14 protein-coding genes are annotated in these 13,114 nt (G+C 56.0%); 2 read left to right on the forward strand and 12 right to left on the reverse strand.

Annotated elements, in window-relative coordinates; translation table 11 throughout:
- The first annotated feature begins 79 nt into the window (after positions 1-79).
- Complete coding sequence (tpx, locus tag KP80_RS00520) at positions 80-586, forward strand: thiol peroxidase (protein ID WP_052281607.1); 507 nt, start codon at positions 80-82, stop codon at positions 584-586.
- 52 nt (positions 587-638) lie between these two features.
- Here the strand turns inward: tpx and tyrR are convergent, their stop codons facing one another.
- From tyrR to pspA, 12 genes are all read right to left on the reverse strand, one after another.
- Positions 639-2,180 (reverse strand): transcriptional regulator TyrR, encoded by a 1,542-nt coding sequence (gene tyrR, locus KP80_RS00525; protein WP_052281608.1) that lies wholly within the window; start codon positions 2,178-2,180, stop codon positions 639-641.
- A gap of 301 nt (positions 2,181-2,481) precedes the next feature.
- Positions 2,482-3,222, reverse strand: a complete 741-nt coding sequence (locus KP80_RS00530; protein ID WP_052281609.1) for an ABC transporter ATP-binding protein — start codon at positions 3,220-3,222, stop codon at positions 2,482-2,484.
- Entirely contained in the window at positions 3,209-4,045 is an 837-nt protein-coding gene (locus KP80_RS00535) for an ABC transporter ATP-binding protein (RefSeq protein ID WP_052281610.1), read from the reverse strand. The genes KP80_RS00530 and KP80_RS00535 overlap by 14 nt, the downstream gene beginning before the upstream one ends.
- Entirely contained in the window at positions 4,038-4,871 is an 834-nt protein-coding gene (locus tag KP80_RS00540; protein ID WP_052281611.1) for an ABC transporter permease, read from the reverse strand. The genes KP80_RS00535 and KP80_RS00540 overlap by 8 nt, the downstream gene beginning before the upstream one ends.
- On the reverse strand, positions 4,871-5,920 hold the full coding sequence (locus KP80_RS00545; RefSeq protein ID WP_052281612.1) for an ABC transporter permease: 1,050 nt from the start codon (positions 5,918-5,920) through the stop codon (positions 4,871-4,873). The genes KP80_RS00540 and KP80_RS00545 overlap by 1 nt, the downstream gene beginning before the upstream one ends.
- Before the next feature lie 79 nt (positions 5,921-5,999).
- Complete coding sequence (locus KP80_RS00550) at positions 6,000-7,568, reverse strand: ABC transporter substrate-binding protein (protein ID WP_052281613.1); 1,569 nt, start codon at positions 7,566-7,568, stop codon at positions 6,000-6,002.
- A gap of 124 nt (positions 7,569-7,692) precedes the next feature.
- Positions 7,693-8,760, reverse strand: coding sequence for a YcjF family protein (locus KP80_RS00555; protein ID WP_052281614.1), 1,068 nt, complete (start codon positions 8,758-8,760; stop codon positions 7,693-7,695).
- Positions 8,757-10,154, reverse strand: coding sequence for a YcjX family protein (locus KP80_RS00560; RefSeq protein WP_052281615.1), 1,398 nt, complete (start codon positions 10,152-10,154; stop codon positions 8,757-8,759). The genes KP80_RS00555 and KP80_RS00560 overlap by 4 nt, the downstream gene beginning before the upstream one ends.
- A gap of 34 nt (positions 10,155-10,188) precedes the next feature.
- Entirely contained in the window at positions 10,189-10,407 is a 219-nt protein-coding gene (gene pspD / locus KP80_RS00565; protein WP_052281616.1) for a phage shock protein PspD, read from the reverse strand.
- A gap of 14 nt (positions 10,408-10,421) precedes the next feature.
- The gene (pspC, locus tag KP80_RS00570; protein WP_052281617.1) at positions 10,422-10,781 is read right to left on the reverse strand and encodes an envelope stress response membrane protein PspC; all 360 of its coding nucleotides are present in this window, start codon (positions 10,779-10,781) and stop codon (positions 10,422-10,424) included.
- The gene (gene pspB, locus KP80_RS00575; protein WP_052281618.1) at positions 10,781-11,005 is read right to left on the reverse strand and encodes an envelope stress response membrane protein PspB; all 225 of its coding nucleotides are present in this window, start codon (positions 11,003-11,005) and stop codon (positions 10,781-10,783) included. Before pspB ends, pspC begins: the two co-directional genes overlap by 1 nt.
- Positions 11,006-11,159: 154 nt before the next feature.
- Positions 11,160-11,828 (reverse strand): phage shock protein PspA, encoded by a 669-nt coding sequence (pspA, locus tag KP80_RS00580; RefSeq protein ID WP_052281619.1) that lies wholly within the window; start codon positions 11,826-11,828, stop codon positions 11,160-11,162.
- A gap of 152 nt (positions 11,829-11,980) precedes the next feature.
- Between pspA and pspF the strand changes: the two genes are divergently transcribed.
- Positions 11,981-12,964: a phage shock protein operon transcriptional activator gene (pspF, locus tag KP80_RS00585; RefSeq protein WP_052281620.1), complete on the forward strand. Its 984-nt coding sequence runs from the start codon at positions 11,981-11,983 to the stop codon at positions 12,962-12,964.
- Positions 12,965-13,114: the final 150 nt, after the last annotated feature.

Raw genomic sequence — 13,114 nt, forward strand, 5'->3', positions numbered from 1 at the left:
GCAAATAGGGTTTGCCGTGTTAACACCTGATGTCATACACTAGGGTAGACGTTAACTATATGTAAACAGGAAGATAATCATGTCGCAAACCGTACATTTCCAGGGCAATCCCGTTGCTGTTCAAGGTTCTATCCCACAGGCTGGCGATAAAGCTCAACCGTTTACGCTGGTGGCAAAAGATCTCTCTGACGTCACCCTCGGCCAGTTCGCTGGCAAACGTAAAGTTCTGAACATTTTCCCAAGCATCGATACCGGCGTCTGCGCGGCATCTGTGCGTAAATTCAACCAACTGGCGAGTGAACTGGATAACACCGTTGTTCTGTGCATCTCCGCTGACCTGCCGTTTGCTCAATCTCGCTTCTGCGGCGCAGAAGGTCTGAGCAATGTGGTGATGCTGTCCATCCTGCGCGCGCCAGAATTTCTGCAGACCTACGGCGTAGGTATCGCCGATGGCGGTCTGAAAGGCCTGGCTGCGCGTGCCGTTGTGGTCATCGATGAAAACGACAACGTCGTCTATAGCGAACTGGTGAACGAAATCACCAACGAGCCAGACTACGATGCGGCTCTGGCTGCGCTGAAAGCGTAATCACCCAACCGCAAAAGCAAAACAGCCTCTTCTTAAGAGGCTGTTTTTTTTATTACTCTTCACCCTTCTTACTGCTCAGGCCATATTCGCGCAGCTTATTCGCAATCGCGGTATGTGAGACCCCCAGGCGTTTTGCCAGCTTACGCGTGCTTGGGTAGCTATGATAAAGCTGAGCCAGCACCGAGCGTTCGAAACGACGCGTAATGTCATCCAGTGAGCCTTCCATTGCCTCTTCACCGACCGCCACGCTTGAGACGTCGTTATCCGGCAACAGCACGTCCTGCGGACGCAGTTCATAGCCTTCAAGCTGCGTAAGTGCACGATAAATCGCATTCTTCAGCTGACGGACGTTGCCCGGCCAACCGTAGCGAGTTAATACGGTATTGAGATCGGCAGACAGCTTCGGGCGAGAAATCCCCTGCTCATCGGCAAAACGAGCCACAAACAGTTCGGTCAGCGGCATGATGTCCTGCGGACGATCGCGCAGCGGCGGCAGGTTGAGCGTCAGAACGTTCAGACGATAATAAAGATCTTCACGGAACAGCCCTTTTTGTACCAGCTCAACCAGATTCTTCTGGGTCGCACAAATCACACGCACATCAACGTGGACTTCATGATCCTCACCAACGCGGCGGAAGGTCCCGTCATTGAGGAAGCGGAGCAATTTGGTCTGCATACGCGGCGACATCTCACCGATTTCATCCAGCAATACTGAACCGCCGTTAGCCTGCTCGAAGAAGCCTTTTTTGCCTTCTGCCGCATTGCCAAACAGTTCGCTCTCTACCGCATCTTCCGGGATGGAACCGCAGTTCAGCGCCAGATACGGTTTCGCCGCCCGCGGGCTGGCTAAATGGCAGGCGTGGGCCAGCAGGTCTTTACCGGTGCCGGTTTCCCCGACAATCAGCAGCGGTGCGGTCAGCAGCGCTAGTTTGCGCGCCTGATCTACCACCTGACGCATACGCGGGCTTACGCCAACAATCTGGCTGAAGGCGCTAACGTCCTGAGTAGTCATGGTTTGCAACTGGCGTCCCATTCTCAGCGTTGAGCGCAGCATCACCACCGCGCCACCAAGAATGCGGGTATCGTTCTCATCGTTGAGGTAAACCGGGGTCGCTTCCAGGAGGAAATTTTGCCCCTGGATAACGACATGTTCGGCCAACGGCTCGACCGAGTCGCTCTCCAGCCAGCGCTGGAAGTTAAAACCACTGATAAGCTGGGTGACGTTATGGCTGCGCATACGTTCCTGGTTCATGCCAAACAGCTGGCAGCTCGCCGGGTTCGCGCGTTCAATTTTGCTGCGGGTGTCAAGCGATAGCACCGGCTCCGGCATCGCTTCCAGCAATGCGCTCAGCGCCAGGTGTTCACGTTCCGAAGGCATCCACGGTACAGTACGCACATCAGTGACACCATGAATACGGCGGATCTCCGCCATCAGGCTGCTGAAGCTGGTGAATTCCAGCTCCGCGAAATTAAGATAGATTCGGCCAACAGGGTCGATATCGATCCCGCGCAGGTCGATGCCGCGCAGGACCAGAAGATCGAGCAGTTCACGAGTCAGACCGAGGCGGTCTTCACAAAAGACTTCAAGACGCATGGGAGTTTTCACCCTTAAAAGCCAAAGACGTATGAATAATAAGACAGTTCTTCGCTGGCGGGAAGATGACTGTCAACAATTATTGACAGTATGGCGGAAAAATCGACTTTGTGCCGTAAAGTTATACGTTCATGAGCTGAAAAATGCGCGGAATACTAACCCTCACCCCAGCCCTCTCCCTTAAAAGGGGCGAGGGAGCCCGTTGCGCTCATACGTTAATCCATCATGCGCTTCATGCCAGTGGTGGCGGATAAAGCTAAAAACCGCATAATACGGTCCCCTCACGCCTACCGGGAGAGAGTTAGGGTGAGGGGTACAGAGTGGTCGACCGGGGGGGGCACCCCATCCGATGTTCGCCACGCCCTATCGCGTCGCGATCGAAAAAGCGCTGTATCACGCCATCCGCCATAAATGCAGCGCGGTCAGACATGTGCGCAATCACATCCGCATCGTGGCTGACCAGTAGGTAGGTCATACCGTGATCCTGCTTCAGCCGGTTGAGAAGATTGAGAATTTCCGCCTGCACCGACATATCCAGCGCCGAGGTCGGTTCATCCAGCAGCAGAATTTTCGGCCGCAGCAGCAATGCGCGTGCGATTGCCACGCGCTGGCGCTGGCCGCCGGAAAGCTGATGCGGATAGCGACGTACGGCATCGGTGGGTAATCCCACCTGTTCCAGCGCCGTGTTGACCCGCATTTCGATATCCCCCTCACCGTGAATTTGCAGCGGTTCTGCCAACGTACGCCACAGCGTATGGTTTGGGTGCAGCGAGGCATAGGGATCCTGAAATACCATCTGCACGTTGCGCCGCAGTGGCCCCTGAAAACGTGGGCCCGCCGTGATGTTTTGGCCAAACAGCGCTACCTGTCCACGCCACTCGCGCTGCAACCCGGCTATCACACGCAGAATGGTCGATTTCCCGCAGCCTGACTCACCAATCAGGCTGAAGGTTTCTCCCGCCTCGACCTCGAAGCTGGCAGCGGAGACCGCCGTTTTCTCACCAAAGGTGACTTGTAATGCATCGAGATTAACGATTGCCATCTGTCACCTCCGCAAAACGCTGGTTACGGTCAAGGGTTGGCAACATCTGCCCATAGGTTTGCGCATTCGGTCGACAGGTCCATAGCGTACGGGTGTAAGGATGCGTCGCCTGCGGTAACTCATGTGCCGCCATCTGGTCGACACAATTCCCCTGATACATCACCAGCACGCGGTGGCAGTGTTCGGCCACCAGCGGGAGATCGTGGCTAATCAGCAGCATCGCCATCTTTCGCTGCTCGCATTGCGCCACCAGCAGTTCGAGAATCTGATTGCGCAAACGCGCATCCAGTGCCGACGTCGGTTCATCGGCGATCAGCACCTGGGGATTGTTGATAAGCGCAATGGCAATCATCACCCGCTGCCCCATTCCACCGGACAGTTCACCCGGATAGCGGTTCAGCACCTGCACATCCAGCCCCATCGCCAGCACCGCCGATTCTATTTTTTCCTGCCGCTCACGGCGATTTAACCGTTGATGCAGCGTTAAAGCCTCTTCAAGTTGGGCGCGCACCGTTTTCACCGGGTTGAGCGCATAGCGCGGATCTTGCAGCACCATGGCAATATCATTGCCGCGTAGCGCACGCCAGCCGCCTGCATTGAGCGTCAGCACATCGCGCCCCAGCACGTTTAACTGGTCGGCACTCACAAGGCCCGGTTTGCGTACCAGCCCCATCAGTGCGCGGGCGGTCATCGATTTCCCGGAACCGGATTCACCCACCAGCGCCAGCCGCTCGTTACCGAGGGTAAAGTTCATCTTATTGACCACTCGGGAGCCGGGATAATCGATGTTCAGCCCCCGTACGGCCAGGCGTTGTTCAGTCATGTTGCGGCTCCAGAACGTCACGTAATCCATCACCCAGCAGGTTAAACGCCAGGCTGGCAAGCAAAATCGCAGCGCCCGGCGCGGCGGCAATCCACCACTGGTCAAAAATCACCTGCATGCCATCGGCGATCATGGCCCCCCACTCCGCCATCGGCGGACGGGCACCAAGCCCGAGAAATCCAAGTCCTGCGGCGGCTAAAATAATCCCCGCCAGATCCAGCGCTAAACGCACGATAGCCGACGGCAGACACAGCGGTAAAATATGTCCCACCAGCAGTCGTAGCCCGCGAATACCCATCATCTCGGCGGCAGCCAGATAGTCGCTGTGGCGCAGACGTTGAATCTCGCTACGCGCCTGACGTGCATATGCCGGCCAGGTGGTCAACGCCAGTGCCAGTGCGCCATTGACCAAACCGGGGCCTAGCATGGCGACAAATGCGAACGCCAGAATCAGCCGCGGCATCGACATCACCACGTCAGTAAAACGCATCAAAATACGCTCAAGCCAGCCGCCGTAGTAGCCGGAAAGAATCCCGACCAGTAACCCTACTGGTAAGGTAATGACCGTTACCAACGCCACCAATCCCAGCGCCGGACGGGTGCCGTAGATCAAGCGGGAAAGCAGGTCTCGCCCGTAGCTATCGGTACCCAGCCAGTGCGCTGCTCCCGGCATTTGCAGGCGCATGGCGGCGTCCTGCCAGTTTGGGTCCATCGGCGCAAGCCAGGGCGCGAACAGCGCGGTCAGAATCAATAGCGCGATGACAATCAGACCGCAGCACGCCGCTGGCGAGCGCAGTAAACGACGAATAAAGAGAGACGTTGGCATCAGCTCACCCTCGGATCGGTTAGCCGCACCAGGACGTCGGTGAGGTTATTAATCAACACAAAACATACGCCGATAAGCAACGTGCCGCCCATAATGGCTGACATATCGCCGGCAAACAGCGCAGTGGTCAGATAGCGGCCTATACCAGGCCAGGAGAACACGGTCTCGGTCAACACTGCGCCTTCCAGCATCGAGGTATAGGCCAGCGCAATCACCGTTAACAGCGTACCCCGAATATTCGGCAGCACATGGCGCAGCAGAATACTCATCTCCCCCGCGCCTTTGGCGCGCGCCAGCAGGATGTACTCTTTGTTCATCTCGCTAAGACAGGCGGATCGCGTCAGACGCGTAATGCTGGCCATCGAATAGTAGGCCAGCAGCAGCACCGGCAGCACCAGATGGCTAAAGGCATTGCGAAACGCCTCTTTATCGCCGGAAAGCCAGGTATCAATCAGCGCAAAGCCGGTCCTGGGTTCGATAGTGAACTGGTATATATCGTCGAGCCGCCCCGGACCAGGACTCCACTGGAGTTTGGCGTAGAACAGCGCCAGCATCAGCAGGCCGAGCCAGAAAATCGGCACCGAGTTACCTAAAAGCGTCAGGGTCCGTACGGCAAAATCCCACGGCGACCCGGCGTAGCGCGCGCACAGTACACCGGCAATCACGCCGAGCACAGCGCCGACAACCAGCGCCAATGTCGCCAGCTCAAGCGTCGCGGGAAACGCCGCCAACAGATCGTGCAAAACTGGCTGACCGGTGGCGCTTGCCGTCCCCAGATCGCCATGGGCGAGATTGACCAAATAGTGCCAGAACTGCACTGGCAAAGAGCGGTCTAGCCCCAACTGGTGACGTACCTGATCGTAAGTAGACTGGCTGGCATGATCGCCGACAATTTGTAGCACCCGATCAACGGGCGAAAAAGCAGAGAGCGCAAAAGTCACCAGCAGCAGCCCTAAAAGGGTCAGTGCCAGCGTGAGCAGCCCCTGAAACAGCGCGGACAGCAAACGCCGGGTTCGCTGCGCGGTTGGGTTGGGTAAAACGGCGGGCATGTGTATTCCGTATATCAACAATAAAACGAACGGCAGCGGACCAAAAGCTCACGCCAACGGGCCGCTGCTGCAATAACGATTACTTGGTGACGCGGTCGTACCAAACCATATCGGCGTTAAGCCCTTGCTGGTAGCCTTTCACGTTGTCGCGGATAACGATTTGCGTTTTGCCCTGATCGATAAAGACGTAAGGCGAACTGCGCTGTAACTCTTCCTGCATTTTCTTATACAGGTCAAGACGTTTGGTCGCATCTGGCTCGGCAACGGCTGCCAGCGTCGCTTTGTTCAGCTCAGGAATTTTCCAGCCGTTGAGGCCAGCGACAGTGCTCGATTTACCGTCGTTAAACGCAAACGCACTGGCGTTGGAGTGGGCATCGAAGTAATCCGGGATCCACAGGCGAATGGCCGCCTGATGCTGTTTCGCGCGTACGCGCGCGTACACCTGGCTACCGGCAGCGGGCAGTAAATCCACCTTTACGCCGCCCTGAGCAAAGCTTGCCTGCATCGACTGGGCGATGGTGATAAACGGCGGTTTGTTTTCCACATCGAGGGTAAAGTGCGCGTCTTTAATCCCGGCTTTGGCCAGAATTTCTTTCGCCTTCGCCGGGTCGAATTTAAACGGCGTATTATCCAGCGCGCCCGGGAAACCGACCGGGAGGAAACTCTGATGAACAAAGTACTGCCCTTTGAGCAGATCTTTAGTGATGCCGTTATAGTCCACTAACCAGCGGGCCGCTTCCCAGAACGCCGGGTTAGCCAGCAGAGGGTTAGCGCTATTGGCGGTGTTGAATACCACGTAGTTTTGCTCGGCGGATGGAATACTCAACACCTGCAGGCCCGGTTTCCCCTGCAACGCATCAATTTGATCGGCCCCGAGGTCGCGTGCAACATCAGCATCACCTTGTTGAATTAACAGGCGGCGGGAGGCTGGATCCGGCACGTTTTTAATGATCACGCTTTTCAGCTTCGGTGCGCCGGTAGGGGACGTGTCATTGGCTTCCAGCACGATAGCCTGGTGCGGCTGGTAGACGCGCATTTTAAACGCCCCGCTGCCCGCCGAATGCATTTTCAGCCACTCGTTACCAAAGTCTTTACCTTTGACGTTAGCAGCAACCAGCTTCTCATCCACGATGGAGGCAATCGGCGTGGAGAGAATATTCAGTGCTACCGCGGGACTGACATCCGCAGTCCAGCTCACCTGCAGCGTGTGGTCATCGATTTTCTTCAACTGGCTAGCAATGTTGTCTGGCTGCCAACCGAGAACGTTCAGAATAAAGGCCGGTGACTTGTTAAGCGTCACCGCTCGAGTATAGGAGAAGATGACATCTTCCGGACGCAGAGCATTGCCGGAGGCAAATTTCGCGTCACCTTTCAGTTTGATGGTCAGGGTTTTTGCTGCCGCATCCGCCTGCCAGCTCTCTGCCAGGATCGGCGTGATTTTAGCCGGATCGTTACGGTCCGGCTGCACCAGGCGCTGGTAAAGACTTGGCACCGTCTGAATGCTGGAGAGCTCATTGGCTTCCGCCGGGTCGAGACTCACGATATCATCAAGGCCCTGAGCGACCACCAGCGTATTCGCAGGGGTTGCGGCGTAAGCGGAGGCTGACAGCGCGGTCAGCACAAATAAAGACAGCAGCGTTTTGGTCATCGGACTTCCTGAAAGTGATTATGTCGTTGAAGTTGTCGACTAAATTAGCGCTGCTAGTCACTTTCAGTAAAGATAAGTATAGATATACGTTATGCCATTTTGGCATAACGTTATTTACTCCAGCTTAGTTCTCCGAAGAAGCGGCCGTTTTGCCCTTCTGGAGCGTAGCCTTCAGTTGGCCTACCAGCTCACGGCGAAAATCGCCTAAACGTGGTTTGTCGTTATCGAGCCACGGCAGCGGACGGCACAGTTCCATCGCTTTAATCCCCAGACGCGCGGTCAGCAGACCGGCACCAATCCCCTGCGCTGCACGAGTCGACAGACGCGCGGCCAGATCCTGCGACATCCAATCCATTCCCACCTCGCGCACCAGCTCACTCGCACCGGCAAAAGCGATGTTAATCAGCACCAAACGGAATAGACGCAAGCGGCTGTAATACCCCAATTCAATCCCATACAAATTGGCGATGCGGTTAATCAGCCGCAGGTTGCGCCAGGCGATAAATGCCATATCCACCAGCGCCAGCGGGCTGACAGCAATCATCAGCGTCGATTCCGCCGCCGAGCGGCTGATTTCACGACGCGCCTGAGCGTCCAGCACCGGTTGCACCAGATGCGCATAGAGACTGACGATCTCCCGATCGTTTTGGGTTTCGTGAATCGCCGCGTACCAGCGCTGCAGCGCTGGGTGGGACTGGTCCAATCCCGCCTGCCGCGCCAGCCCTTCGCAGAAAGCTCGCGCCTTACCCACGCCGTGGCTATGCATCAGCGTGCGGGCTTCATCGCGCTCCTGCGCGCGCTGGCGTAAACGCCACAGCCGACGCCATTCGGTCGCGACAGAGCCCACGCCAGCACCAATAATCAGCGCCCCGGCAACACAGCCGCCCAGCGATACCCAGTCCTGGGTCTGCCAGGCGTTAGCTGTCCACTGCACACCCTGCGCCACCACGCTAATTCCAAACAGGCCCAGTCCCGCGCCGACCATTTTGCGCCACAAACTGCGTTTTGGCCGCAGCGCAGCCTCAATACTGGCTTCTGCCTGCCCTTCAACTTCGGCTGCATCATCCAGGGTGACCGGTGCAAATTTCTCGGCGGTTTCGCCTGCAAAAGCCTGTGAAGATTTAAATTGTTCAGTTTTTTCTTCAGTCAACGGGCCAGAAAAATCCATTCGTGGTTTAAAAGAATCGCTCATCGCAATTTATCTCCAATCAAAAACTCCAGCGCCGCATCAAGGCGAATGTGTGGCAGCGGCTGGTCAACGTCCATTGCCTGAGGACGGAAATTCTCAAACTGAAAGCCCTGTTTATCCCAGAAAGCCTGTCCCGGCAAACGGGCGGGCACTTCGCCCGGATAAACGGTCAACGGCTCGCCGTCGCTCAGTCGATGACCGCGCAGCGCCGGGATTTTTTCTCCGTTGACGTCAATGAGCCCGCTCTGCGTCGCCTGCACCGAAGCCAGCCCCAGACAGTCCATGGTGATACCTTCGAAGGCCGCATTCTGCCAGGCATCCTGAATCAACTGCTGGAGCAGCGACACCATATTGCCGTGCTGATCGACCGTCACATGGTCCGCTTTGGTTGCGGCAAACAGCAGCTTGTCGATGACCGGAGAAAACAGGCGACGGAACAAGGTACGCTGACCGTAGTGGAAGCTATGCATCAGCTGCGTCAGCGCCAGACGCATATCGTTAAACGCCTGCGGCCCGCTGTTCAGCGGCTGTAAACAGTCGACCAGCACAATCTGGCGGTCGAAGCGCAGGAAGTGATCTTTATAGAACCCTTTAACCACCTTTTCGCAGTAGTAGTTAAAACGCTCGCGCAGCATACCGGCATTGGTGCCTTTACCCGCCTGCGCCAGTTTCGCCTCGCCTGCGGCATCAACATCCGGCCACGGGAAAAACTGTAGCGCGGGCGCGCCGGCCAGTTCCCCTGGCAGCACAAAGCGGCCCGGCTGAATGAAATGCAGCCCCTGCTGCTTGCACTGGTGCAGATAATCCGTCCAGGCCTGCGCAATCTCCGCCAGGCGATTTTCGTCAGCGGGCGCCAGCGGATCCAGCCCTTCGCAGAGCTGTCGCCATTTGGCCGACCACTCGGCGCGCTGGCCGTTTAGCAATCCGGTCATCTGCCGCGACCAGCTTAAATAATCCTGTGTCAGCATCGGCAGGTCGAGCAGCCATTCGCCGGGATAATCGACAATCTCCAGATAGAGCGTGGAGGTCTCTTTGAAGTGGCGCATCAGCGAGTCGTTGGATTTGTAGCGCAGCGCCAGGCGAATTTCGCTGACGCCGCGTGTTGGCGTAGGCCAGGTCGGCGGCTGACCGTAAAGTTGTGCCAGCCCTTCATCATAGGTAAAACGGGGAACGCCGAGGTCGCGCTGGGGAATACGCTTTACGCCCAGCAAACGCTCATCGCGGACCGCGCTTAGCAGCGGTAAACGCGCACCGGTGTGGATATTCAGCAGTTGATTGACCATGCCGGTGATAAACGCGGTTTTGCCGCTGCGGCTAAGGCCGGTCACGGCAATACGAAGATGCCGGTCAACGCTACGGTTGACCAGCGCATTGAATTCAGTTTTGAGTCGCTTCATTGCTTAGTACACACTCCTGTCAACGCCAATACTGCTATTTTGCCATGGGAAAATACCGTTTGGCGAGGCGCGACAATAAGGGTTCCAGCGCCACCGCCAGCAGCATCTTCAGTGGACGGCGGGCGACGGATTTTACCGCCCAACCGGCAACGCCCGCTGGGCCATAGCGAAGCGCAGTCAGCAGCGCCAGCTTGCCGACGATTTTCAAACCGGGCTTCACTTTCTGCCCCGCGCGCTGCCATTTACTGTTCATCATAGACCTCTTACTCAGAGCTGACGGAATCGACTACGCAAACTGAAAGTGTCGGAGGTGACATAACGTTCCATCTCGCGTAGACGCTGTTCACCAGCGGAAAGCTCAGCATCAACCGCATCCAGCAAATCGCGGCTGGTAGGCTGATGCTCACCGTAGCTTGCCCCTTCCGGCATTGGGTCGAGGGCAAACGTCAAAATAATGTAGGCGACGACGACAAAGAAAAAGAGTCCAAATAACATCGCCAAAACGGTGATAATACGCACCAGCTTCACCGGCACGTCGAGGTACTGAGCAATACCGGCGCAGACCCCCTTCACCATGCCCTGGTGCGGAATACGCCAGAGCTTTTTACTAAAATCCAGTGCGGCCATTAACGATCCCTCCAGTTTGGATGTTCTGCGTCAAGAATGGCTTCCAGCGCCTGAATACGCTCGCGCATCCGCTTAGCGTCATCGGTAAGCTGGATCAGCCGCTGCTGTTCACCCTGCGAGAGTTCACCGGAACGGGACCGGTTGCTGTAGTGCAGCCAAAGCCAAATCGGCAGGACAAACAGCACAAACAGCGTCAGGGGGATGCCGAGGAAAAGCGCGCTCATAGAGACTCCTTATTATTTATACCCACCATCATTCGAACCGCATCAAAGGCGACCAACTCAACGGATTTACGCGGGTAAATGTCCGAAATAAGTGCCTTGCAACCTAAACGATGATGGGCATATGAGCAGCGGTACTTCACGTACCGCCAGTTTATTATTCGTTGTCCTGCTTCATTTTGGCCTTCAGCGCAGCCAGCTGCTCGCTGATTTCATCGTCCGCTTTCAGCTCTGCAAACTGCTGATCGAGTGATGGCTGTTTGCCAAAACGATGGCTTTCCGCTTCTGCTTCCATATGGTCAATACGGCGTTCAAAGGATTCGAAACGCGCCATCGCTTCATCCAGTTTACCGCTGTCCAGCTGACGGCGCACATCGCGGGAAGAGTTCGCCGCCTGATGACGCAGTGCCAGAGACTGCTGCCGAGCGCGGGTTTCACTGAGTTTATTTTCCAGCTCTCCGATCTCTTTTTTCATTCGCGCCAGGGTTTCATCCACCAGCGTCACTTCGTGCTCCAGCGTGGCGATAACGTCAGTGAGTTTTTGCTTCTCGATCAGTGCAGCGCGCGCCAGATCTTCTTTCTCTTTACGCAGCGCCAGTTCGGCTTTCTCTTGCCACTCATGCTGCTGCGCTAGCGCTTTCTCAACGCGACGGCTCAGCTCTTTCTTTTCTGCCAGCGCACGGGCAGAAGTGGAGCGGACTTCAACCAGCGTGTCTTCCATTTCCTGAATCATCAAACGCACCAGCTTTTGCGGGTCTTCCGCTTTCTCCAGCAGTGAGTTGATGTTGGCGTTCACGATGTCGGCAAAACGAGAAAAAATACCCATAATTCAATCCTCATAGTTCTGTGTATCGGGCTTAGCCCTGTGCAAAGACTATTACAACTTCCGTGCCAACTTTTTATCTTATTGATTATAAACGAAGTGATTGAAATCCGCACCGCGAACGCCTACAGTGAAATGGCGAATTACACCAACAAATGGCGAATTTCATCATGGCAGAATACAAAGATAACCTTCTCGGCGAAGCTAACCGTTTCCTTGAGGTGTTGGAACAGGTGTCACGCCTGGCGCCACTCAATAAGCCGGTGCTAATTATCGGCGAACGGGGAACCGGGAAAGAGCTTATCGCCAACCGCCTGCACTATCTCTCTTCCTGCTGGCAGGGGCCATTTATCTCGCTTAACTGCGCGGCGTTAAACGAAAATCTTTTGGACTCCGAACTGTTTGGCCACGAGGCTGGCGCGTTTACCGGGGCACAGAAACGCCACCCGGGCCGCTTTGAGCGTGCCGATGGCGGTACGCTATTCCTTGATGAATTGGCCACCGCGCCGATGCTGGTGCAGGAAAAACTGCTGCGCGTCATTGAATATGGCGAACTCGAGCGCGTTGGCGGCAGCCAGCCGCTGCAGGTGAACGTGCGTCTGGTATGCGCCACCAACGCCGATTTACCGAAGATGGTGGAAGAAGGGACTTTTCGCGCTGACCTGCTCGACCGCCTGGCCTTCGACGTGGTGCTGCTGCCTTCACTACGTGAGCGACGCAGCGATATTATGTTGATGGCAGATCATTTTGCGATTCAGATGTGTCGTGAACTGAAGCTGCCGCTGTTCCCTGGTTTTACCGAGCGCGCCCGCGATACCCTGCTGAACTACCGTTGGCCGGGCAATATCCGTGAACTGAAAAACGTGGTGGAGCGTTCGGTTTATCGTCACGGCAGCAGTGAAATCCCGCTTGATGAGATTGTTATCGACCCGTTCCACCGCCAAACAGTGGCTGAGCCGCAGCCTGTCGGCCAAGGGCCTGTGCTGCCGCTTGATCTCCGCCAGTTTCAATCGGTGCAGGAAAAGGAGCTGCTTGAGCAAAGTTTGCAGCAGGCACGATTCAATCAAAAACAGGCGGCCGAACTGTTGGGGCTTACCTATCATCAACTCAGAGCATTGCTCAAAAAGCATCAACTCTAACCTTCTCTCAGCCATATGCCCTCTCTGCCGAGGGCTGTCTCACTTTCAATGCGGCTGATTTATAAAAGATATTATTCACATGGCCATGTTAGTATCGGACAATAACGTCACGCCCTCTGTATTTTAAAAAATAAAAGATCCAAAAAGAGA

The sequence above is a fragment of the Kluyvera genomosp. 1 genome (assembly GCF_001266615.1).
Taxonomy (GTDB): domain Bacteria; phylum Pseudomonadota; class Gammaproteobacteria; order Enterobacterales; family Enterobacteriaceae; genus Kluyvera; species Kluyvera cryocrescens_A.